Source organism: Sphingomonas sp. HT-1 (assembly GCF_048568905.1).
Lineage (GTDB): Bacteria > Pseudomonadota > Alphaproteobacteria > Sphingomonadales > Sphingomonadaceae > Sphingomonas.
Map to the genome: position 1 here is coordinate 3,315,911 of NZ_CP183770.1, position 20,178 is coordinate 3,336,088.

Consider the following 20,178-nt stretch of genomic DNA (forward strand, 5'->3'; position numbering starts at 1 on the left):
GTTACGGCGCCCGGCGCAGCGGCTGGGCTTCGCAGAGGATCAGCGCGAACCAGTCCTTGTCGTCGGTCCATTGCTCGATCGGGGTCCACCCGCCTGAACGGAGCAGCTGGCGGGCGCCGTTGGGGCCGTATTTGTGGCTGTTCTCGGTGTGGATCGTCTCGCCGGCTACCATGCTGAACGGGCGGCCGTCGACGGTGAAGTCGATATCGCGCTGTGCTTCAAGATGCATTTCGATGCGCGCGAAATCGGCGTTCCAGATCGCGCGGTGGCGGAAGGCGTCGACTGGGAGCGTGCCGTCCAGCTCGCGGTTGATCCGGGTCAGCAGATTGAGATTGAACGCGGCGGTCACGCCCGCCGCATCGTCATAGGCAGGGACGAGGATGTCGGGCGATTTCACCCGGTCCATGCCGATCAGCAGCCGTGCGCCTTCGCCCAGCCACTCGCGCATCGCGCGTAGCAGGTCGACCGCGTGCCAGGCGTTCATGTTGCCGATCGTCGAGCCGGGGAAGAAGCCGAGCTTCGGCATCTTCGCCACCTGCTCCGGCAGCGGCACGGGGCGGAGGAAATCCGCCTCGACCGGATAGACCGGCAGGCCCGGAAAGGCCTGGGACAGCTGTGCGGCGGAATGGCGCAGGAATTCGCCGGAGATGTCGATCGGCACATAGGCCGCCGGATCGATGGCGCGCAGCAATCGCGGCGTCTTCACCGACGAGCCCGAGCCGAACTCCACCACCGCCGCATTGGGGGCCGCGAGATCGGCCAGGTCCCCCGCGATCGATTCGAGCAGCGTCGTTTCGGTGCGCGTGGGGTAATATTCCGGGAGTTCGGTGATCTGTTCGAACAGCTCCGAACCGCGCCGATCGTAGAACCACCGGGCGGGAATCGCGCGCGGGCTGGCGGCGAGCCCGGTCAGTACGTCGGCACGGAAATGGGGATCGGCAAGGCTCGCCTGACCGTCTTCGAGTTCCTGCTTGAGCATCAGAGGTCCTTCGCCAGACGCACGCCGGTGAATTGCCAGCGCTGATGGGGGTAGAAGAAGTTGCGGTAGCTGGCGCGGACATGGCCGCGCGGGGTGGCGCAGCTGCCGCCGCGCAACACGAACTGTCCGCTCATGAACTTGCCGTTATATTCGCCGACGGCACCTTCGGCGGCGCGAAAGCCTGGATAGGGGCGATAGGCGCTGCCGGTCCATTCCCAGACATCGCCGAACCAGGCGGGGCCGAGCGCAGACGGGCGCGGCTCGACGGGGCCGGCGGCATCGAGCTGGTTGCCCGACAGCGGATCGGCACCCGCCGCTGCGGCTTCCCACTCGAATTCGGTCGGCAGGCGCGCACCGACCCAGCTGGCATAAGCGTCCGCCTCAAAGAAGCTGACATGGGTGACCGGCGCGGCGGGATCGATCGGGCGGCGGCCATCAAGGCCGAAGCGGGTCCAGACTCCGTCGATCTGCCGCCAGTAGAGGGGTGCTTCGATGCTGTTGGCCTGCACCCAGGCCCAGCCGTCCGACAGCCAGTGGCGCGGATCGGCATAACCGCCATCGGCAATGAAGGCGGCCCATTCGCCGTTGGTGACGGTGCGATCGGCCAGCGCGTGCGGCGTGAGCAGCGCCTGGTGGCGCGGGCCTTCGCAATCGAAGGCGAAACCGTCCGAACTTCCCGGAGGCGGCGCACCGGCACCGATCGTAACAAGTGCTTCGGAGCCCGCGATCCAGCCGATCGGCCCGGGCATCGCGACCGGCACCTTGGCCGCGCCGGGCCAGAGCGCAGGTTCGAGCGGGTTGACCGAGAAATGATGAAGGATGTCGGTGAGCAGCAGTTCCTGATGCTGCTGCTCATGCTGGCAGCCCAGTGCGATCAGTGCCAGCGCATCCGGAGAAAGCGTTGGAATAGCGTCATCGATCGCCGCGTCCACCGCCGCGCGATAGGCAAGCACCTCGTCCAACGTCGGGCGCGATAGCATGCCGCGCCGAGGCCGCGCATGGCGCTCTCCCTCGGCCTCGTAATAGCTGTTGAACAGGAACGGCCAGCGTTCGTCGAACAGGCGATAGCCGGGCACGCCATCGCGCAGCACGAAGGTTTCGAAGAACCAAGTCGTATGCGCGAGGTGCCATTTCGCGGGCGACGCATCGTCCATCGACTGGATCGTCGCATCGGCATCGGAGAGCGGCGCCGCCAAGGCCGCGCTGAGCGCCCGTACCGCCGAAAAGCGGCGGGCGAGCGCTTCGTGCGCCGCGACATTGGCTGGACTTGTTCTCACTTCGTTCTCCTACCGCAAGCTGGCCGGCACGGCAACCCACACGGTCGGATGCGATCGACGCCCGCTATTGGTTACGAGGCCCCCCGGGCACCCACAGAACGTCGTCGCGTCCGTTTTGGTTCATGACGCGTGCGGCCACGAACAAAAAATCTGAAAGTCTATTGAGATAGACAAGTGCGTTGTTGCTGAGTGTGCCCTGATCGTTGGCGGCGACCGCGGCGCGTTCGGCACGACGGGTGATCGCGCGGGCTAGGTGGATCGCGGCAGCGGCGGGGCTGCCGCCGGGCAGGACGAAACTGTTCAGCGGGGCAAGCGCTTCGTTGGCGGCATCGATCGACTCTTCAAGCCAGCGGATCTGATCGGCGGTGATGCGCAGCGCCCCTTCGCGATCGCCCGGCGTGGCGAGATCGGCGCCGAGGTCGAACAGATCGTTCTGGATGCGGGCGAGCACGGGATCGAGAGGATCGCCGGCGAGCAGCGTGCGCGCGACGCCGATCGCGCTGTTCGCTTCGTCGACATCGCCGATCGCCTCCAGCCGGGCGGACGCTTTGGAGACGCGCGAGCCGTCTGCCAGACCGGTGGTGCCGGCATCGCCGGTGCGGGTGTAGATCTTGTTGAGCTTAACCATGGCGCGGGGTTAGCCTGCCCATGCCGGCGATGGCCAATGGATTTTGGGGAAGGTAAACGGCCCGTCTTCGGGATCGACCGAACGCGGACGAACGGCGCGACGCGAGCGGGGGGCGCGGGGACGGGGAAGCCGGCGCAGGATCGCCCGGCGGAAATCGCGCAGGCGGACGACCGAGGCCATGGTGACGGTGACCAGCGCGGCATCGAGCAACGCGCCGATATCGAACATGGCCATCCAGCCGATCAGTTCCGGTCCGATCATGGCGAGCAGCACGCCGCCCTCTTCCTCCATTACCCAGAGGACGGTCGCGGCGAAAAGAGCGCCGAGGAGCAGCAACAGCAGATCCCCGCGCGTCCAGCGGGACAGCCACCGCGCGGGACCGACGACCAGCGCGTGGCGCAGCATCCGCCCGGCTCGCGTATCACCCGAAACCAGCAGTGCCAGCCACAACAGCAACAGGGCGTGGATCATTCGGTCCCCCTTCGTTTCGCCGCCGAATTGGGAGACGGCGTCGGCATTTACCAGAGCCGCATGCGATTTCTGCTTTTCCGAAAGCAATTGTTCTGTTTATGTACCGGTGTGACCGACGTGCTCCTGCCCGCCCGCCCCGCCGCCATATCGAGGCGCGCCCGATGATCGCGCATCTTCGCGGCACGCTGGCGGCGAGCGGCGCCGACCATGCGGTGATCGACGTGAACGGCGTCGGCTATCTGGTCGGGGCCTCGGCCAAGACGCTCGACAAGCTGGGCGCGGTGGGCGAACAGGTGACGATCCACACCGAGATGCTGGTGAGCGAAGATTCGATCCGGCTGATGGGGTTCGCCACCGCCGATGAGCGCGACTGGTTCAAGCTGCTGACCAGCGTGCAGGGGGTTGGCGCCAAGGTGGCGCTGGCGATCCTGTCGATTTTGGCACCTGCCGAATTGCGCACCGCCGTTGCCCGCGCCGATGCGGCAACGATCGCTCGGGCGAACGGCGTGGGACCAAAGCTGGCCCAGCGCATCGTCAACGAATTGAAGGACAAGGCCGGTGGGCTGGCGCTGGGCGGCACCGGCGCGACGGCGGCGCCCAGCGGCGGTGCAGCAGCGGATGCGGTGTCGGCGATGCTCAACCTGGGCTTCAAGCCGGGCGAGGCAAGCGCGGCGGTGAACGCCGCCAGCGACGAGTTGGGCCCGGCCGCGACCCTGGACGCGCTGGTGCGGCTGGCGCTGCGCAAGGCGGCGAAGTGAACTGTCCGCTGCAATTCCTCCCCGTGTCGGGGAGGGATGCCGCGCGGAATCGTCGCGTGGGGGAGGGACCGCGCCGAAGGCGGGGTATAACCGAATGCATGGACCTGCCGCGGCTGGCGCGGCGGCCCCTCTACCATTTGCTGCGCAACTGGTCCCCCTCCCCGTGCCGGGGAGAAGCTTTCTCACAAGAGCGGCGTGGGCAGATTCTGGCCGGCGAAATGGGCGTCGAGATTGGCGAGGACCAGCGCGGCCATGGCCGCGCGACCTTCCTGCGTGGCGCTGCCCTGATGCGGGGCAAGGACGACCTGGTCCAGCGCGCGCAGCGCTTCGGGCACCTGCGGCTCCCGGGCGAACACATCCAGCGCAGCGCCAGCAATGGTGCCCGCCTGCAACGCGGCGATCAGCGCCGGTTCGTCGACCAGGCTGCCGCGTGCGATGTTGATCAGCACGCCCTGTGCACCGAGCGCGGACAGGGTGGTCGCGTCGACGATCCTGTCGGTCTCCGCCCCTCCCGGCGCGGCGAGGATCAGCACGTCGCTCGCGTTCGCCAGCACTGCGATGTCGGGCAGGTAGCGCCACGGCACCGGCTTTTCGCTGCGGGCGGTGTAGAGGAGTTCGGCCGCGAAGGGAGCGGCGCGTTCGGCGATGGCGGTGCCGATCTTGCCCAGGCCGAAGATGCCGATGCGGCGGCCGCTGGCGCGCCTGCCGAGCTGCGCCTTCCAGCCGCCGCCGCGCACCAGCGCATCGTTGGCGGCAATGCGGCGCTGGACGGCGAGCATCAGCCCGATCGCCAGATCCGCGACGTCTTCGGTCAACACGTCGGGCGTGGTGGTGACGCGGATGCCGCGCGCCCGGAGGGCTGCGAGATCGAGCCCATCATGGCCGACGCCGTGGATCGCGACGATTTCCAGCGCCGGCAGCTGGGCGAGCAACGTGCCCCCCAGCCGCATCTGGCCGCCACCGACAATCGCGCGGGTGCCGGGCGGAGGATCGCCTTCGTGCACGGTGAAGCGGTCGGCAAGCTCCGCGCGCAGGGCAGCGGAAACGGGCGTAGCGAGGTAGAGGTCGACCATGGTGCGGTGATGCGCCGCGGTGGTCGGCTTTGCCAGCCCGGAGCGGCAGCACGCGACCGGCGAAAGGCAATGCGATGAACGCGATTGGGTCTGGCTTTGCAGCGCGCATGATCGAATCCATGCCCCCCGGGGTGACGGTGCCTGCACCGCTGGCTCGCTTCTTCGCCTGGCAGGAGGCGAACGGGCTGGTGCGCGCCTTCCGCTCGGGCGGGGAATATGCGCAGATCGATACCGCAAGCGAGGCGGGGTGCATGTATGCCGCGCCAATCGATCCGGGGTATGCCGAGGCCTGGCTGTCGGCGGCGCCGCAGGCCGAGCGCGACCGGCTGGCAGCCTTTTTCCGTACCGGCGGCGATGGTTCCTATGCCGCGCTGTGGCGCGACGATGCCGGCGCCCAGCACATCGTGCATCTGGGATCCGGTTCGGGATCGACGATGCTGGGAGTGCTGGCCAGCGATCCGGTCGATTTCCTGCGGCTGCTGGCGATCGGCTATGAGGAATTGTGCTGGCCCGAACAATATGACCAGACACCGCGCGAGCTCGACGCCGAAAACGAGTATCTGGATGGCCCGCCCTGGGATCGCGCTGCCGCGCTCCGGGCCTGGGTGGAAGCGGCGTTCGGCGTAGCGGTGCCGCCCCGGGCCGCCGACATGCTGGGCCGGATCGCCGATATGGGCGACCGCGACAGCACCGATGCGTTCCTGCGCTGGATACGACGGTGGCAGGCATGACGACGCCGGCGATCGTCCATCTGCGCGACGTGATCACCGACGATGCCGGGCAGGTGGAGCAGGATTACAACTATCTCGTCTACGACTTTGGCGGCGAAATGATCGCGCGGGCCTATCTCGATACGCCACACAAGGTATCGGTGCTACGGCAGGGGCCGGTGCCGGAGCCGGTGCTCGCCTATTTGCGCGCGCGCTTCGACAGCATCGACCAACTCGGCCCCCAAGGCTATGAAACCATCTGGAGCGCATGACAGACACCGATCGCCTTCTCACCGCCGGCCGCCGCAGCGAGGATGTCGACGCGGCGTTGCGCCCGAAGTCGCTTGACGAGTTCGTCGGCCAGAAGGCCGCGCGCGAGAATCTCCGAGTGTTCATCGATGCCGCCCGGGCGCGCGGCGACGCACTGGACCATGTGCTGTTCTTCGGCCCGCCGGGGCTGGGAAAGACGACGCTTGCCCAGATCATCGCGCGCGAGATGGGTGTCGGGTTCCGCTCCACTTCCGGCCCAGTGATCGTCAAGTCGGGCGATCTGGCGGCACTGCTCACCAATCTCGAAGACGGCGACGTGCTGTTCATCGATGAGATCCACCGCCTCAATCCGGCGGTGGAGGAGGTGCTGTATCCGGCGATGGAAGACCGCGCGCTCGATCTGATGATCGGCGAGGGTCCTTCCGCCCGCAGCGTGCGGATCGAACTGCCGCGCTTCACGCTGGTGGGGGCGACGACGCGGCAGGGACTGCTGACGACGCCGCTGCGCGATCGCTTCGGCATTCCGGTGCGGCTGCAATTCTATACGGTGGACGAGCTGGAGCGGGTGGTGACGCGCGCGGCGGGACTGCTGGGCCTGGGCATCGCGCCGGACGGGGCGCGGGAAGTGGCGCGGCGCTCGCGAGGGACACCGCGGATTGCCGGGCGGCTGCTGCGCCGGGTGCGCGATTTCGCCAATGTGCTGGGCGAGCCGGTGGTGCATGCCAAAGTGGCGGATGCAGCGCTCACCCGGCTGGAGGTAGACGCGCTGGGGCTGGATGCGATGGATCGGCGCTATCTGATGATGATCGCCGATGTCTATCGCGGCGGTCCGGTGGGCGTGGAGACGCTGGCCGCGGGGCTCAGCGAGCCGCGCGATACCGTCGAGGAAGTGATCGAGCCCTACCTGATCCAGCTCGGCCTGATCGCGCGGACGGCACGCGGGCGGTGCCTGAACGGGCCGGGCTGGAAGCATCTCGGGCTCAACCCGCCCGCAGGATCGCAGGACGGGCTGTTCGACTGAGGAAAAGCCGTATCCTCCCCCTGGCGGGGGAGGATACACTTCGTTTAAGCTCCGTGCTCGAAGCCCAGGCGCTCGGGAAGCAGGAGCGGCGTGCCGCCATCGTGGAGCGTCAGGCCTGCCCCCTCGCTGAACGCACCTAAGCACGTCGCCGCCACTGGCAGCGGTCCCGGCGGCGCCGCGAACAGCAGCTCGTAATCGTCGCCCGCGGTCGCAGCGGCGAGCCGCGCTTCGCGATCTCCGCCGCGGACGGCCTGGTAGTCCGCCGAAAGCGGCACGGCGGCGAGGTCGAGCGTCACCGCCAGCCCGCTGGCCTCGGCCATGCGGGCCGCGTCGATCAGCAGGCCGTCGGACACATCCATCATCGCATGGACGCCGGAGGCGAGCGCCTGCCCCTCGGCCAGCCGTGGGGTCGGGCGACGATAACGGTCGAGCAGCGTCGCCGGTCCTTCGCCCGACAGCGCGACCGCCAGCCCCGCGCCGCCATCGCCGATCGTACCGGTCACATAGAGCAGATCGCCCGCCTGCGCGCCGCTGCGGGCGGGGGCATGCGCCGAGCGCCCCAGCGCCGTCAGCGAGAGCGTGCGCGGAACGCCTGCAGGCGCCTTCACCGTATCGCCGCCGATCAGCGGGCAGGCGAAGGCCGCCAACGCCGCGTCCAGTCCTGCCAGAAACGACGAATCCCACGCGTCGTCACCCGCGAGCGGATAGCCGAGCAGCACGCCTTCCGGCACCGCGCCCTTGGCGGCGAGATCGGACAGGTTCACCGCCACCAGCTTCCAGGCGACGTCCTCCGCCGGATCGTCCGGCAGATAGTGGACGCCCTCCACCAGTACGTCATGGGTAAGGACGAGATCGCCGAGCACGGCCGCATCGTCGCGCAGCCCGCGCGCCCCGGCATGGAGCGGCAGGTGGCGCAGATAGGCGAGGAACGCCGCTTCGTTCATCCCGCCCGGCACGGGGCAGGGGCGCGCATCAACCGCGCGTGTCCTTGGCGATCGCGTCGAGGATGCCGTTCACGAACCCCTTTTCACGACGATCGTAGAAGGCATCCGTCACGTCGAGATATTCGCTGATCACCGCCGCGGTCGGCACGTCCTTGCGGGCGAGCAGCTCATAGGTGCCGGCGCGCAGGATTTGGCGCATCGGCTTGTCGAGCCGCTCCAGCGTCCAGCCGGTGCTCAGCTTGGCGGCGATGATGCCGTCAATCTCTTCGCGGCGAGCATCGGCGCCGCTGACGATGTCGTCGAAGAACGCGATGTCGGCATCGGCGTACTCAACGTCCTCGATGATCGCACCGAGCCGGTGCTGATGGAATTCGTGGAGCAGCGCGGGGATGGAGGTGCCCTCCATCTCGCGCTGGTAGAGCGCCTGGACGGCAGCGAGGCGCGCGGCGGCGCGGGCCTTGGAACGGGTTCTTGCTTGGGGACTTGCCATAATCTGGTTCACTTCAAACGGATCGCCACCGACTTTGCGTGCGCGGGCAGGCCTTCGGCCTCCGCCAGCGCGACGGCGGCCGGGCCGATCGCGGCGAGCCCGGACGCATCCAGGCTCAGGAAAGAGGTTCGCTTCATGAAATCGAGCACCGAAAGGCCCGATGCGAAGCGCGCGCGGCGCCCGGTGGGCAGTACATGGTTGGGGCCGGCAACATAATCGCCAACGGCTTCGGGTGTGTAGCGCCCAAGGAAAACCGAGCCGGCATGGCGCACCAGGTCGAACAGCGGCTCGGCATCGTCGCAGGCGAGCTCGAGATGCTCGGGGGCGAGGCGATCGACCAGCGGCATCGCCGTGGGCAGGTCGGGCACGAGGATGATCGCGCCGTTGGCGTCCCAGCTGGTTCGGGCGGTAGTGCCGGTGGCGAGCGTGGCAATCTGCGCATCGACGGCCGCGGCGACCTTGTCGGCGAAAGCGGCATCGTCGGTGAACAGGATCGACTGGCTGGTGGGATCGTGCTCGGCCTGGCTGAGCAGGTCGGCCGCGATCCACTCCGGATCGTTCTTCCCGTCCGCCACCACTACGATCTCGGACGGACCCGCCACCATGTCGATGCCGACTACACCGTAGAGCTGGCGCTTGGCCTCGGCCACCCAGGCGTTGCCCGGGCCGGTGACGACGTCGACCGGCGCGATCGTGTCCGTGCCATAGGCTAGCGCTGCGATCGCCTGCGCGCCGCCGACGCGGTACAGTTCGTCGACGCCGGCGACGTGGGCGGCGGCGAGGACCAGCGGGTTCACTTCGCCATTGGGCGTCGGCGTGACCATCACGAGGCGACGCACGCCCGCCGCCTTGGCGGGAATGGCGTTCATCAGCACCGAGCTCGGATAAGCCGCGCGGCCGCCGGGCACATAGACGCCCGCCGCATCGACCGGGGTCCAGCGCGCGCCGAGGCGTATGCCCTGCGCGTCGGTCTCGTCGCGATCCTCGGGGCGCTGCTTGGCGTGATAGACCGCGATCCGCTCGGCGGCGAGTTCCAGCGCAGCGCGCAGCTCGGGGGTGAGCCCTTCATAGGCGGCGAGGCAGTCGGCACGGTCGATCGTCCAGCCCGAGCGATCGAGGTCGTGCTTGTCGAACAGTCGGGTCAGGTCGCGCAGCGCGACATCGCCTTCGTCGCGGACGCGCTTGATGATGTGCGTGACGTTGCGCGCGACATCGTCGTCGGCCTCGCGGCGGGCGTTGACCAGCGCAGTGAACGCCTCCGCAAAGCCGGCTTCGGTGGAATTCAAGCGAATCATGCCACGGCCTTTCGGAAGCCGTCGACCAACGGCACGACTTCGCTCGCGCGCGTCTTAAACGCGGCGCGGTTGACGATCAGGCGGCTGGTCACCTCGGCGATCACTTCCACCTCCACCAGCCCGTTTTCCTTCAGCGTACGGCCCGAGGAGACGAGGTCGACGATGCGCGGGGCGAGACCCAGTACCGGCGCCAGCTCCATCGCGCCGTTGAGCTTCACGCACTCGGCCTGCACGCCGCGCGCCTCGAAATGGGCGCGGGTGATGTGCGGATATTTGGTCGCGACGCGGACATGGCTCCAGCCGCGCGGATCGTCCTGCTCGGCCAGCGCCACCGGCTCGGCGACCGAGATGCGGCAATGGCCGATGCCCAGGTCCACGGGGGCGTAGAGCTCCGAATAATGGAATTCGGCCAGCACATCCGACCCTACGATACCCAGATGCGCGGCGCCGTGCGCGACGAAGGTCGCGACGTCAAAGGCGCGCACCCGGATCAGGTCGATCGCAGGGTTATTGGTCGCAAAGCGCAGCGCGCGCGAGTTCTTATCGGAAAAGGCCGCTTCGGGCACGATGCCGACGGCCGCCAGCAACGGCAGCGCCTCTTCGAGAATCCGGCCTTTCGGCACGGCAAGGATCAACGGCTCGGTCATGGATGCGGGGGCTTTACTTGGGGCGCTGGCTGGGCGCAACACGCGCCAAAGGGAGAAGCCCATGGCAACCGAAGCCGAGAACCGCAAGAGTTTCGCCATCCAGGCCGGCTATTGCGAGGCGATGGACGCGCCGATCACCGCGCGCATCTGTACCGCGCTGGGGCAGGGAATCACGCGGGGCAGCGAAACCGGACGGCGGGTGCTCGATTGGCCAGGGGAGCCTGTCGCCGATGCGTTGGTGTTGCGGCTGGTGGGTGGGCTCCACGCGCTCCACCGGCGCGGCGTCCCCGAATTGCGCCGGGTGTTTACCGGCGAGGAGACCGACATCGCGCGGATCGGCGCAACGCTGGATTCGGTGCTTTCCGGCTATGACTTTACGCTGATGCCTTGGCTTTACGGGCCACCGCAGACCAACGAGGCGGGCCGATCTGCCGGGTTGATGACCGGCATCCTGCACTTGGCAGCGCGCTATGGCCCGCGGTTCGAGGTGCTGGAGATCGGATCGAGCGCGGGCCTGAACCTGATGATCGGGCGCTATCGATTCGACCTGGGCGGAGTAACGGCGGGCCCGGTGGACTCGCGGGTAACGATCCGGCCGGACTGGCGCGGACCGCCGCCGCCGGATGCGGCGGTAACCATTGTGAGCGCGCGCGGGGTGGACATCGCTCCGCTCGACCTGACCGACCCGCGCGATGCGGCGCGGCTGGAAGCCTATTGCTGGGTGGATGCGGTGGAGCGCCAGGCGCGGCTGGCTGCCACGATCACGATGCTGCAGGCGGAGCCGGTGGCGCTGTCGCGCGGCGACGCGGCCGATTGGGTGGAAGCGCGGCTGGCCGAACCGCAGCCGGAGGGCGTGACGCGGGTGCTGATGCATTCGGTGGTATGGCAATATCTGCCCGAGCCCACGCAGCGACGCATCACTGCGGCGATGGAGACGGCGGGCGCCGCCGCGAGTCAGGAGCGGCCGATCGGCTGGGTGATGATGGAACCCAATCGCGATCTTGCCCGGCATGAAGTGCGCGTGCGCGGCTGGCCGGGCACAACGCCGATGGAAATGGTGGCGCTGACCCATGCGCACGGCGCCTGGGTGGAGGGGTGTACGCCCCCGTTCGAAACCCGCGCCTATCGGATGCGCGACTAGCTCGACGACAGCACCGGCATGGCAGAGGGGCGGCCGCGTTGCCGCCCAGCGGCTGCGTGCGCCCGCTGCTAACCGGCTGAACTGAAAGCGGTTTCAAGTTTTTGATTTATTTTTCCGTCACCGTTATTGACAGCTTTTTTATTTTGTCAGACTTAATGGCTGCGACATTACGGGGAACACCCGCAGCGTCCGACACCGCACCGGCCGAAAAAGGCCGGGCGCCCATGCGATACACTGGGGAGGATACGGTGAATCACAAAGCACATCTGATGATTGGTGCCGCGTTGCTGGCACTCGGCAGCGCCCAGCCGGTTTCTGCACAAACAACGGCAACTGCCGGTGACGGAACCCAAAGCGCCCCCAGCGCGACGCCCGCCGAAGAGGTTGCCCAGCAAGAAGAGATCCTGGTCACCGGGATCCGCGCGAGCCTGGCATCCGCGCGCGAAGTGAAGCGCAATTCGGAATCCATTCTCGACGCGATCGTCGCCGAGGATATCGGGAAGTTGCCAGACAATAACGCTTCGGAAAGTCTCGCCCGCCTGCCCGGCGTGCAGGTCAACCGCTATGCCGACGAAGCATCGGGCATCCTGATCCGCGGTCTTCCGGATGTGGGCACCTCGTTCAACGGGCGTGAAATCTTCACGGCGGAAAATCGCACCGTGCAGGTGCACGATTTCCCCGCTGGCGCGCTGGCCGCGCTGGAAGTGTACAAGTCCGCGACCGCCGAGTTGATCGAGCCCGGCCTGGCCGGCCTGGTCAACGTGCGCTCGCGTCGCCCGTTCGACTTCAAGGGGCTGGAGATCGCCGGCACGATCCGCGCTTCGTATAACGATCAGGCCAAGAAGACGAACCCGAACGGCAACCTGCTGATCAGCGATCGCTGGAACACGCCGATCGGCGAAGTAGGCGCGTTGATCAACGTCGCGTACAACCGCTTCTACTACAACAATGCGATTCGCTATCTGAACGGCGGTGTCGATCCGGTTGCGAACAGCAAGGCGACCCTACCGGCCGGCGAAGCGGCAGATTTCCGCCTGCCGTACAGTGTTGGCCTCTATTATCCGCGTGGCCTGCGCGAGCGCCCGTCGGTGAACGGCTCGCTGCAGTGGAAGCCGGCGGACAATCTCGAAATCTATGCCGACGGCTTGTGGCAGGCGTTCCGCAACCAGGGATCGACCGAGAGTTTCGATGTATCGCTGCTGCGCGCTGCGCCGAAGAATGCCGCCGGCGTGGAGGTTCCGCCGAACCTGTTCAACATTGTACGCGTGCCCGGCGAGCCCAATAAGCTCGTCAGCGTGAGCAAGACCGGCGGCTATCCGGCCGAGATGTTCCGATCGACCACCCGCGATTATACCAACACCTATCAGGCGGCCGCCGGGTTCATCTGGACCACCGATCGCGCGGTGATCTCGAGCGATTTCGCCTACACGTTCTCTGAATATGGCGCGAACGAGCGGAGCCTGGATTCGCAGACTGCCTCGGCACCGCCGGTCAATGTGATCTTCGAGAAGGACAAATCGTCCTGGTTCGATCTCGGCAATTACGACATGACCAATCCGGCCAATTATGTCTGGCGCGGCTATTACGAGCGGGAATATTATGTGAGCGGCGCCGGCATCCAGTGGCGCGGCGATGTGGCGCTGGACACCGAACTGACCTGGCTGCCGAAGATCAAGGTCGGCCTGCGCGCCACCGATCGCGACGCCAAGCGCCGTCAGGGCAATCGCTATGCCTATACCGCGACGCTGAATACCCCGTTCACCAGCCTGCCGACCGGTTCGCTGGAGCAGGTGCAGGACGGTTTCCGCGGCGACGGTCCGCCCTTTCAGAACTGGCTGATGCCGTCCTACGAATCCATTCAGAGCAATGCCGAGGCGCTGCGCCAGCTTTCCTATGAAGCACTGCAGCGGATCGTCGCGGCGAACCCGAACGACCAGGGCTATAAGGACGCGCTCGCGCAGTTTTCCACCAAGGCGATCCCGATGGATCCCTATGGCGGCTTCTACGCGCGGGAGGCGAGCTATGCCGCCTATGCGCAGGCGAGCTATGCGTTCGACGTGGGCATCCCGATCGACGGATCGTTCGGCGTGCGCATCGTCAACACCGATGGTCGTTACACGGGTACGTCACGAGTGGTGGCTGCCGACGGGACAGTATCCGCTGTAACCGACACCAATCGCCAGAACTATGTCGATGTGCTGCCCAGCTTCGGGCTGCGCGCGAAACTGGCGGAGGGGCTGCAGGCGCGCCTGGGCTTCACCATGACACGTACCCGGCCGAGCTACGGCCAGCTCAACCCGGCGTTCAGCCTCAATCGCAACACCGATACCAGCTCGGGCGGCAACGCATCGCGCTATGCCTTTTTCGGCTCGGGCGGCAATCCGGACCTGCAGCCGCTGACGTCGAAGAACTATGATGCGACGATCGAGTATTATTTCGGCAGGAACGGCGCAGTCAGCGGTGCGGTATTCTATCGCGATCTGTTCGGCTTCATCAGCAACTATACGCGCGACGTGAATGATCCGACCTATGGCCTGATCCAGATCAGCCGCCCGGAAAACGCCGGCAGCGGCAAGATCAAGGGCTTCGAGGTTTCCGGACAAACCTTCTTCGACTTCCTGCCCGGTTGGCTGAGCGGGTTCGGCGCGCAGGCGAACCTCACCTATGTGGATGCGAAGAACCAGCTGCCCCGCGCGCTGGGCGCCGCCCAGCCACTGGTGCCACTGACCGGCTTGTCGAAATGGACGTACAACATCAGCGGCTTCTACGAGCGGGAAAAGGTGTCGCTGCGGCTATCGTATAATTATCGCAGTTCCTATATCGACTTCTACAGCCGCAATTCGAACGACGAACAATATACGGGGCAGAGCGTGCGGCCAATCTCGCGCCTCGATTTCTCAGGATCGTACACGCCGATCGAGAACATCACGCTGACGGCCGAGGTCAACAACATTCTGGCGCAGCCGTTCAGCAACTTCCGCTATTTCAACGAGACGCAATATTATCCAATCGATGTGCGCTACGAAGGGCGATATTTCAGCCTGGGCGTGCGCTTCCGCTTCTGAACGGCAGCCTCCCTGCTTTCCCCTCGTGCCCGGCTTCGGCCGGGCTTTTTTTAGGCGGGGCGCCGCGCGAGCCAGTCGAGCAGCGCGTCGGTCACTTGCTCTGGCTGTTCCCAGGGGACGAAATGGCCGGCATCGCGGATCGCCACGAAGCTATAGTCCGGGATCAGCGTTTCCAGCCCGTCGAGCAGGCAGGGCAGGAGGCCGCGATCCTTCATGCCCCAGAGGACCAGCGTCGGCTGGGGTTGGAGCGGGAAGGGGCCGTCGATCCAGGCGGGGCGGGGTGGATCCTCGCCGATCGCGGGCACGATGATCTGCGTCGCGCGGTACCAGTTGAGCATCGCGGTGAGCGCGCCCGGCTGGCTCCACTGATCGAGATAGATGGCCTTTTCCTCCGGCGGCACGCGGACCTGGAGATGCTCGCCGAACAGCGATAACAGAAATTGCTCGAGCGCCGACTTGTCCGGCGCGCGATCCAGATCGGTTTCCCGGAAAAAGCGGATATATTGGCTCGCGCGACGCTGGCCCGGATCGTCGAACAGCTTGCGCTGGAAAACCTGCGGATGCGGCGCGTTGACTATGACGAGCCGCGCGACCCGCTTCGGTTCGCGCAGCGCCGCCATCCAGGCGATGGCGCCCCCCCAATCATGCCCCACCAGTGCAAAGCGATCGATCGCCAGCGCATCGGTCAGCGCGAACAGATCGGCGGCGATCTTGTCCGCCGTGTAGCTTTCGACGCCCTCGGGCTTGGACGACCGCGCATAGCCCCGCTGATCCGGCGCAATGACGAAATGATGTTCGGCCAGCGCGGGGATCTGGTGTCGCCAGGTGCGGTTCGATTCCGGGAAGCCGTGCAGCAGGATGATCGGGGGGTTGGCCGGATCGCCGGCCAGCGCGACGTTGAGGGTGACGCCCGTCGCCAGCGGCAACATCGTCGTTCGCAGTTCCGTCACGCCGTTCTCCCTCTGCCCTAGGCGTGAGGATGCGCTGGATGGACGCGGCGCGCAAGTACCGCAAAACTAGGGATAACTGACGGTTTTCGGCACCTCAGGAATCGGGATGAACTCCTTGTCGTCATTGGGTACCTTGGGGAAGGCGCCGGCCTTCCAATCTTCTTTGGCCTGGTTGATCCGGTCGCGGCTGGAAGAAACGAAGTTCCACCAGACGTGGCGCGGGGTGGCGAAGGCTTCCCCTCCGCAGAACATGACCCGTGCACCCCGTTCCGAGCGCAGCGTGGCGCGGATGTCAGGCCGCAGGATATAGAGCTGCATCGGCACCAGCGGCATGCCGTCCAGGCTGGCATCGCCCATCGCGACATAAAGCGCGCGTTCGTCCGCCGCCGCATCGATCGGAATGCCCGCGCCGCCCTCCAGCACGATATCGGCATAGATGGTCTGGGCGTAGGTGGTGGTCGGAGCGGCGGCGCCCCACAACTCCCCCATGATGACGCGGGCGCGCACGCCGGGCGCCTCGACGATCGGCAGATCGGCGGCGGCGACGTGCTCGAACGCGGGATCGCGCTCCTCATCGGCTTCGGGCAGCGCCAGCCAGGTCTGAATGCCGGAGAGTTCCGGCCCCTTCTCGCGTTCGGCAGACGGTGAGCGCTCCGAATGGACGATGCCATGGCCCGCCGTCATCAGATTGACCGCGCCGGGCTCGATTGTGGCGAAGGTGCCCAGCGAATCGCGATGGTCGATCGCGCCGGCGAACAGATAAGTGACGGTGGCGAGGTTGATGTGCGGGTGCGGGCGCACATCGATGCCGGTGCCGACATCCAGGATGGCGGGACCCATCTGATCGAAAAAGATGAACGGCCCGACCATGGTGCGCGGGCGCGAGGGCAGGGTGCGGTGCACCTTGAAGCCGCCAAGATCGTGCGTGCTGGGCTCGATCATCTGGGTAATGAGGTCGTCGCGCATCGTTGCTCTCCCGCGGGTCGCTTTCCGAATAGCTCCGTCGAGCGCCGCTGCCCAGCCAAAGCACTGGACGGGTTTGCGAACACTGGGTTTCCGGGTGGTGCCCGTCGGAGTTAGTCCGTCAGGGCCAACAATGCCGACAGGTCCTCCGGGAATACCGGTTCGTGGTGCGCGGCGATCTCGGCGGGCGTGAACCAGCGCCAGCTTCGCATCACGCGGCGCTCCAGCTCGGTATGGTGGGCGGTGTCGATCGAGTCGGCGCGGGTGCGGACAAGGAAATAGCGTTCGTCCGCCCAGACCGGCACGCCTTCAATGGTCACGAACTCGACGACTCGGCGCGCGATTTCAGGACCGGGATCGGCGTCGATCCCGGTTTCCTCCATCAGTTCGCGGCGCGCGGCACTGGCATAGTCCTCGCCCGGATCGAGCGCGCCACCCGGCGTGCACCAAAAGGGCGGGCGATCGTCGGGGTCGAACCGGAAGAGCAGCACGCGGCCGGCGCCGTCGAGCAGCAGGATGCGCGCGGCAGGGTGCGCCGTGCGGGTGCCGCTCATTCGTCCGGCGCGCGGGCCTTGATCGCCAGTGCGTGGATGCGGGAGGTAAGGAGATCGGCAAGCGCATGGTTCACCAGGCGCTGGCGGGCGACGCGGTTGAGCCCGATGAAGTCGGCGCTCTCGATCGTCACGGTGAAGTGCGATTCGCCGGTGCCATCGTCGCCCAGATGGCCGCGATGCTGGGCGCTGTCGTTGCTGACATCGAGGTACGACGGGTTGAGGGATCGCGTAAGGCGATCGGCGATCAGATCGGCCAACGGACCGGTAGCGAGGTTGTTCATGGCGCCTATATAAGCCGTTTGTTCGAGGGAGTCGCGTGGCTAGCCGTCAGCCGAAAAAGGATCGTCCGAATACCCGCTTCCACGGCCGGGTGGAGGCGGAGGGAAGAATGTGCGCGGAGCCGGGGTGCACGGCCGCCGGCGAATTCCGTGCGCCGGCACGTGAAGGCGCCAGCGCCGGGTTCGACGGCCCGCCCCCGTTCCGCTGGCTGTGCCTGGATCATGTCCGCGCGTTCAACGCCGGCTATAATTTCTTCGCGGGCATGAGCCCCGACGAGATCCAGGAAGCGCAGCGCCCGATCGCCGGATGGGAACGGGCGACCCGCGCGTTCAGTGCCACCGCCAGCGCCGACCAGCCGCCGCGCTGGGCCGATTTCGCCGATCCGCTGGACGCGATCGGCGCGCGCTTCCGCGACCGGATGAAGGATCGCGCCGAGCGCAAGGACGGGCGGCCGCTTTCGGGCAAGGACCGCGAGGCGCTGAAGGTACTGGACCTCACGATCGACTCGGACCGGACGGCGCTGCGCAAACGCTATTCCGAGCTGGTGCGCAGATATCATCCCGATCGCAATGGCGGCGACCGCAGCCACGAGACGCGATTGCAGCGCGTGATCGAGGCGTATCAGCAGCTGAAGGGATCGCCCGCCTTCGCGTGAATAGTTGCGCCTTCCCAGCGTGCATGATAGCGCCCCCGGCTTGAATGGGGCCAATCCGCGCCCCTCCCATCAGGCATTTCGGAAACCCATGTTCTCCTCTCCAGCATATGCACAGGCTACGGGCGCAGGCAGCACGGCAGCCGGGATCGTTTCGATCCTTCCCCTCGTCCTGATCTTCGTCGTCTTCTATTTCCTGATGATACGCCCGCAGCAGAAGCGGATGAAGACGCTGCAGGACGCCGTGAAGGGCGTGAAGAAGAACGACACGGTGATCACCGCCGGCGGCCTGATCGGCAAGGTGACCCGCGTGGACGAAACCGAAGTCGAAATCGAACTCGGCCCGAACGTGAAGGTGCGCGCGATCAAGTCGACGCTCGCCGAAGTGCGCCCGCTGGGCGCCAAGCCCGCGAACGACTGATGCTGGATTTCCCGCGCTGGAAGGTCTGGACGATCCTGATCGGGGTCGCCGCCATGGTGCTGCTCGCGGTGCCGAGCCTGGTGCCGGAGAGCATCCGCAACACCTGGCCGAGCTGGATGCCCAAGCCCGCCGTCAATCTGGGCCTGGACCTGGCCGGCGGCTCGTATCTGCTGCTCGAAGCCGATACGAGCGACGTGCAGCAGACCAAGCTGGAGCAGATGCGCGAGCAGGTCCGCCTGGCGATGCGGCGCGATCCGCGCGTCGACGTGGGCGACATCTCGATCCAGGGCGGCAAGCTGAGCTTCATGGTGCGCGATCCCAGCAAGGTGGATGCGGCGCGCGAAAAGCTGTTGCCGATGACCAACGGCGTGGGCACCACCGGCCAGCGCGACTGGGAAATCACGGTTGTCGATTCCACCCGTTTCGTGCTGACGCCGACCAAGGCGGGCCTGGCGCAGCAGATCGAAACCGCGATGGACGACGCCCGCGAAGTGGTGGACAAGCGCATCAACGCGCTCGGCACCCGCGAGCCGACGGTGGTGCGCGAAGGCACCAACCGCATCGTCGTGCAGGTGCCGGGTCTTCAGGATCCCAGCCAGCTGAAGGAACTGCTCGGCAAGACCGCCAAGCTCGAGTTCAAGCTGGTCGACACGAGCGTGACCCCGCAACAGATGGCGAGCGGCGATATCCCGGTCACCTCGCAGCTGCTGCAATATGAAAATGGCGCGCCGATCGTCGTCAACCGTACCGCGATGATCACCGGCGACATGCTGGTCGACGCCAAGCAGAGCTACGATCAGAACGGCCGCCCGGACGTGACGCTGCAGCTGAACGGTGCGGGTGCCAAGCGCTTTGCGCGGGTGACGCAGGAAAATACCGGCAAGCCCTTCGCGATCATCGTCGACAACAAGGTCATCTCCGCGCCGAACATCAACGAGCCGATCCTGGGCGGCAGCGCTTCGATCTCGGGCGGCTTCACGGTGGAAAGCGCCAACCAGCTCGCCATCGCACTGCGTTCGGGCAAGTTGCCGATCGCGCTGAAGGTGGCGCAGGAATCGACCGTCAGCCCCGAGCTCGGCGCCGATTCGATCCGCGCCGGCGTCACCGCATCGATCATCGCGATCGTCGCGGTCGTGGTGTTCATGGTGCTCACCTATGGCCGCTTCGGCGTCTATGCGAACATCGCGGTGACCATCAACGTGCTGGTGATCCTGGCGGTGATGGGTCTGCTCAATGCGACACTGACCCTGCCGGGCATTGCCGGCTTCGTGCTGACCATCGGTACCGCCGTCGACGCCAACGTGCTGATCAACGAGCGCATCCGCGAGGAACGCCGCCGCGGCCGCAGCGTGATGCAATCGGTGGAGCTGGGCTATAAGGAAGCCAGCCGCACGATCTTCGAAGCGAACGTCACCCACGCGATTGCCGGCCTGATCATGCTGGTGCTCGGCTCCGGGCCGATCCGCGGCTTCGCGGTGGTGCTGCTGATCGGTATCGCCAGCTCCGTCTTCACCGCCGTGGTGTTCACGCGCATGCTCGTCACGCTCTGGCTGCGCAAGAATCGCCCGAGCGAGATCCATATTTAAGGAA

General features: G+C 66.6%; 22 protein-coding genes. 9 read left to right on the forward strand and 13 right to left on the reverse strand.

Features of this window, described 5'->3' with window-relative positions; genetic code table 11:
- Nucleotide 1: 1 nt before the first annotated feature.
- The 4 genes from egtD to ACNFJ7_RS15510 all read right to left on the reverse strand — a co-directional run bounded on the left by egtD (nt 2) and on the right by ACNFJ7_RS15510 (nt 3,355).
- Nucleotides 2-979 (reverse strand): L-histidine N(alpha)-methyltransferase, encoded by a 978-nt coding sequence (gene egtD, locus ACNFJ7_RS15495; protein WP_019370732.1) that lies wholly within the window; start codon nt 977-979, stop codon nt 2-4.
- Nucleotides 979-2,256 (reverse strand): ergothioneine biosynthesis protein EgtB, encoded by a 1,278-nt coding sequence (egtB, locus tag ACNFJ7_RS15500; RefSeq protein WP_050990207.1) that lies wholly within the window; start codon nt 2,254-2,256, stop codon nt 979-981. Before egtB ends, egtD begins: the two co-directional genes overlap by 1 nt.
- A gap of 64 nt (nt 2,257-2,320) precedes the next feature.
- The gene (locus ACNFJ7_RS15505; protein WP_019370734.1) at nt 2,321-2,884 is read right to left on the reverse strand and encodes a cob(I)yrinic acid a,c-diamide adenosyltransferase; all 564 of its coding nucleotides are present in this window, start codon (nt 2,882-2,884) and stop codon (nt 2,321-2,323) included.
- A 9-nt stretch (nt 2,885-2,893) separates the two neighbouring features.
- Complete coding sequence (locus tag ACNFJ7_RS15510; protein WP_152997693.1) at nt 2,894-3,355, reverse strand: hypothetical protein; 462 nt, start codon at nt 3,353-3,355, stop codon at nt 2,894-2,896.
- A gap of 161 nt (nt 3,356-3,516) precedes the next feature.
- On the opposite strand from ACNFJ7_RS15510, the gene ruvA reads away from it, so the two are divergent.
- Nucleotides 3,517-4,113, forward strand: a complete 597-nt coding sequence (gene ruvA / locus ACNFJ7_RS15515; protein WP_019370736.1) for a Holliday junction branch migration protein RuvA — start codon at nt 3,517-3,519, stop codon at nt 4,111-4,113.
- A gap of 182 nt (nt 4,114-4,295) precedes the next feature.
- Here the strand turns inward: ruvA and ACNFJ7_RS15520 are convergent, their stop codons facing one another.
- Entirely contained in the window at nt 4,296-5,186 is an 891-nt protein-coding gene (locus tag ACNFJ7_RS15520) for a 2-hydroxyacid dehydrogenase (protein ID WP_019370737.1), read from the reverse strand.
- A gap of 107 nt (nt 5,187-5,293) precedes the next feature.
- Between ACNFJ7_RS15520 and ACNFJ7_RS15525 the strand changes: the two genes are divergently transcribed.
- From ACNFJ7_RS15525 to ruvB, 3 genes are read left to right on the forward strand one after another with little or no spacing between them, the layout of a single operon-like run.
- Complete coding sequence (locus tag ACNFJ7_RS15525; protein WP_019370738.1) at nt 5,294-5,917, forward strand: hypothetical protein; 624 nt, start codon at nt 5,294-5,296, stop codon at nt 5,915-5,917.
- Nucleotides 5,914-6,168, forward strand: coding sequence for a hypothetical protein (locus ACNFJ7_RS15530; RefSeq protein WP_019370739.1), 255 nt, complete (start codon nt 5,914-5,916; stop codon nt 6,166-6,168). The genes ACNFJ7_RS15525 and ACNFJ7_RS15530 overlap by 4 nt, the downstream gene beginning before the upstream one ends.
- On the forward strand, nt 6,165-7,187 hold the full coding sequence (ruvB, locus tag ACNFJ7_RS15535) for a Holliday junction branch migration DNA helicase RuvB (RefSeq protein ID WP_019370740.1): 1,023 nt from the start codon (nt 6,165-6,167) through the stop codon (nt 7,185-7,187). Before ACNFJ7_RS15530 ends, ruvB begins: the two co-directional genes overlap by 4 nt.
- A gap of 44 nt (nt 7,188-7,231) precedes the next feature.
- Here ruvB and thiL read toward each other — a convergent pair whose 3' ends face one another.
- The 4 genes from thiL to hisG are packed head-to-tail and all read right to left on the reverse strand — an operon-like array spanning nt 7,232 to nt 10,563.
- Nucleotides 7,232-8,131: a thiamine-phosphate kinase gene (gene thiL, locus ACNFJ7_RS15540; protein ID WP_019370741.1), complete on the reverse strand. Its 900-nt coding sequence runs from the start codon at nt 8,129-8,131 to the stop codon at nt 7,232-7,234.
- A 28-nt stretch (nt 8,132-8,159) separates the two neighbouring features.
- Nucleotides 8,160-8,621, reverse strand: a complete 462-nt coding sequence (nusB, locus tag ACNFJ7_RS15545) for a transcription antitermination factor NusB (RefSeq protein WP_019370742.1) — start codon at nt 8,619-8,621, stop codon at nt 8,160-8,162.
- An 8-nt stretch (nt 8,622-8,629) separates the two neighbouring features.
- Entirely contained in the window at nt 8,630-9,916 is a 1,287-nt protein-coding gene (hisD, locus tag ACNFJ7_RS15550; RefSeq protein WP_019370743.1) for a histidinol dehydrogenase, read from the reverse strand.
- Nucleotides 9,913-10,563 (reverse strand): ATP phosphoribosyltransferase, encoded by a 651-nt coding sequence (gene hisG, locus ACNFJ7_RS15555; protein WP_019370744.1) that lies wholly within the window; start codon nt 10,561-10,563, stop codon nt 9,913-9,915. Before hisG ends, hisD begins: the two co-directional genes overlap by 4 nt.
- A 61-nt stretch (nt 10,564-10,624) precedes the next feature.
- Here hisG and ACNFJ7_RS15560 point away from each other — a divergent pair, with 61 nt between their 5' ends.
- On the forward strand, nt 10,625-11,704 hold the full coding sequence (locus tag ACNFJ7_RS15560) for a DUF2332 domain-containing protein (RefSeq protein WP_019370745.1): 1,080 nt from the start codon (nt 10,625-10,627) through the stop codon (nt 11,702-11,704).
- 248 nt (nt 11,705-11,952) lie between these two features.
- Nucleotides 11,953-14,769 carry a TonB-dependent receptor gene (locus ACNFJ7_RS15565; RefSeq protein ID WP_026009345.1) on the forward strand — a complete coding sequence of 939 codons (2,817 nt, stop codon included), beginning with the start codon at nt 11,953-11,955 and terminating at the stop codon, nt 14,767-14,769.
- A 50-nt stretch (nt 14,770-14,819) separates the two neighbouring features.
- Here the strand turns inward: ACNFJ7_RS15565 and ACNFJ7_RS15570 are convergent, their stop codons facing one another.
- From ACNFJ7_RS15570 to ACNFJ7_RS15585, 4 genes are all read right to left on the reverse strand, one after another.
- Entirely contained in the window at nt 14,820-15,719 is a 900-nt protein-coding gene (locus tag ACNFJ7_RS15570) for an alpha/beta fold hydrolase (protein WP_058805397.1), read from the reverse strand.
- A 66-nt stretch (nt 15,720-15,785) separates the two neighbouring features.
- Nucleotides 15,786-16,685 carry a pirin family protein gene (locus ACNFJ7_RS15575; RefSeq protein ID WP_019370748.1) on the reverse strand — a complete coding sequence of 300 codons (900 nt, stop codon included), beginning with the start codon at nt 16,683-16,685 and terminating at the stop codon, nt 15,786-15,788.
- A 110-nt stretch (nt 16,686-16,795) separates the two neighbouring features.
- Nucleotides 16,796-17,236, reverse strand: coding sequence for an NUDIX hydrolase (locus ACNFJ7_RS15580; RefSeq protein WP_019370749.1), 441 nt, complete (start codon nt 17,234-17,236; stop codon nt 16,796-16,798).
- Nucleotides 17,233-17,517, reverse strand: coding sequence for a BolA family protein (locus ACNFJ7_RS15585; protein WP_019370750.1), 285 nt, complete (start codon nt 17,515-17,517; stop codon nt 17,233-17,235). The genes ACNFJ7_RS15580 and ACNFJ7_RS15585 overlap by 4 nt, the downstream gene beginning before the upstream one ends.
- A 107-nt stretch (nt 17,518-17,624) precedes the next feature.
- On the opposite strand from ACNFJ7_RS15585, the gene ACNFJ7_RS15590 reads away from it, so the two are divergent.
- The 3 genes from ACNFJ7_RS15590 (at nt 17,625) to secD (ending at nt 20,174) form a co-directional block, all read left to right on the forward strand.
- Nucleotides 17,625-18,170, forward strand: a complete 546-nt coding sequence (locus ACNFJ7_RS15590; protein WP_019370751.1) for a J domain-containing protein — start codon at nt 17,625-17,627, stop codon at nt 18,168-18,170.
- 88 nt (nt 18,171-18,258) lie between these two features.
- Complete coding sequence (gene yajC / locus ACNFJ7_RS15595) at nt 18,259-18,588, forward strand: preprotein translocase subunit YajC (RefSeq protein ID WP_019370752.1); 330 nt, start codon at nt 18,259-18,261, stop codon at nt 18,586-18,588.
- On the forward strand, nt 18,588-20,174 hold the full coding sequence (gene secD / locus ACNFJ7_RS15600) for a protein translocase subunit SecD (RefSeq protein ID WP_019370753.1): 1,587 nt from the start codon (nt 18,588-18,590) through the stop codon (nt 20,172-20,174). The genes yajC and secD overlap by 1 nt, the downstream gene beginning before the upstream one ends.
- Nucleotides 20,175-20,178: the final 4 nt, after the last annotated feature.

What these genes read in the sequence shown, in the direction of transcription:
- ruvA (WP_019370736.1), top strand. Translation starts at nt 3,517, where the DNA reads ATGATCGCGCATCTTCGCGGCACGCTGGCGGCGAGCGGCGCCGACCAT.
- egtD (WP_019370732.1), bottom strand. Translation starts at nt 979, where the DNA reads ATGCTCAAGCAGGAACTCGAAGACGGTCAGGCGAGCCTTGCCGATCCC.
- hisG (WP_019370744.1), bottom strand. Translation starts at nt 10,563, where the DNA reads ATGACCGAGCCGTTGATCCTTGCCGTGCCGAAAGGCCGGATTCTCGAA.
- ACNFJ7_RS15575 (WP_019370748.1), bottom strand. Translation starts at nt 16,685, where the DNA reads ATGCGCGACGACCTCATTACCCAGATGATCGAGCCCAGCACGCACGAT.
- ACNFJ7_RS15585 (WP_019370750.1), bottom strand. Translation starts at nt 17,517, where the DNA reads ATGAACAACCTCGCTACCGGTCCGTTGGCCGATCTGATCGCCGATCGC.
- nusB (WP_019370742.1), bottom strand. Translation starts at nt 8,621, where the DNA reads ATGGCAAGTCCCCAAGCAAGAACCCGTTCCAAGGCCCGCGCCGCCGCG.
- ACNFJ7_RS15530 (WP_019370739.1), top strand. Translation starts at nt 5,914, where the DNA reads ATGACGACGCCGGCGATCGTCCATCTGCGCGACGTGATCACCGACGAT.
- secD (WP_019370753.1), top strand. Translation starts at nt 18,588, where the DNA reads ATGCTGGATTTCCCGCGCTGGAAGGTCTGGACGATCCTGATCGGGGTC.
- yajC (WP_019370752.1), top strand. Translation starts at nt 18,259, where the DNA reads ATGTTCTCCTCTCCAGCATATGCACAGGCTACGGGCGCAGGCAGCACG.
- hisD (WP_019370743.1), bottom strand. Translation starts at nt 9,916, where the DNA reads ATGATTCGCTTGAATTCCACCGAAGCCGGCTTTGCGGAGGCGTTCACT.
- ACNFJ7_RS15505 (WP_019370734.1), bottom strand. Translation starts at nt 2,884, where the DNA reads ATGGTTAAGCTCAACAAGATCTACACCCGCACCGGCGATGCCGGCACC.
- ACNFJ7_RS15560 (WP_019370745.1), top strand. Translation starts at nt 10,625, where the DNA reads ATGGCAACCGAAGCCGAGAACCGCAAGAGTTTCGCCATCCAGGCCGGC.
- ACNFJ7_RS15510 (WP_152997693.1), bottom strand. Translation starts at nt 3,355, where the DNA reads ATGATCCACGCCCTGTTGCTGTTGTGGCTGGCACTGCTGGTTTCGGGT.
- ACNFJ7_RS15590 (WP_019370751.1), top strand. Translation starts at nt 17,625, where the DNA reads ATGTGCGCGGAGCCGGGGTGCACGGCCGCCGGCGAATTCCGTGCGCCG.
- ACNFJ7_RS15525 (WP_019370738.1), top strand. Translation starts at nt 5,294, where the DNA reads ATGATCGAATCCATGCCCCCCGGGGTGACGGTGCCTGCACCGCTGGCT.
- ACNFJ7_RS15520 (WP_019370737.1), bottom strand. Translation starts at nt 5,186, where the DNA reads ATGGTCGACCTCTACCTCGCTACGCCCGTTTCCGCTGCCCTGCGCGCG.
- thiL (WP_019370741.1), bottom strand. Translation starts at nt 8,131, where the DNA reads ATGAACGAAGCGGCGTTCCTCGCCTATCTGCGCCACCTGCCGCTCCAT.
- ACNFJ7_RS15580 (WP_019370749.1), bottom strand. Translation starts at nt 17,236, where the DNA reads ATGAGCGGCACCCGCACGGCGCACCCTGCCGCGCGCATCCTGCTGCTC.
- ruvB (WP_019370740.1), top strand. Translation starts at nt 6,165, where the DNA reads ATGACAGACACCGATCGCCTTCTCACCGCCGGCCGCCGCAGCGAGGAT.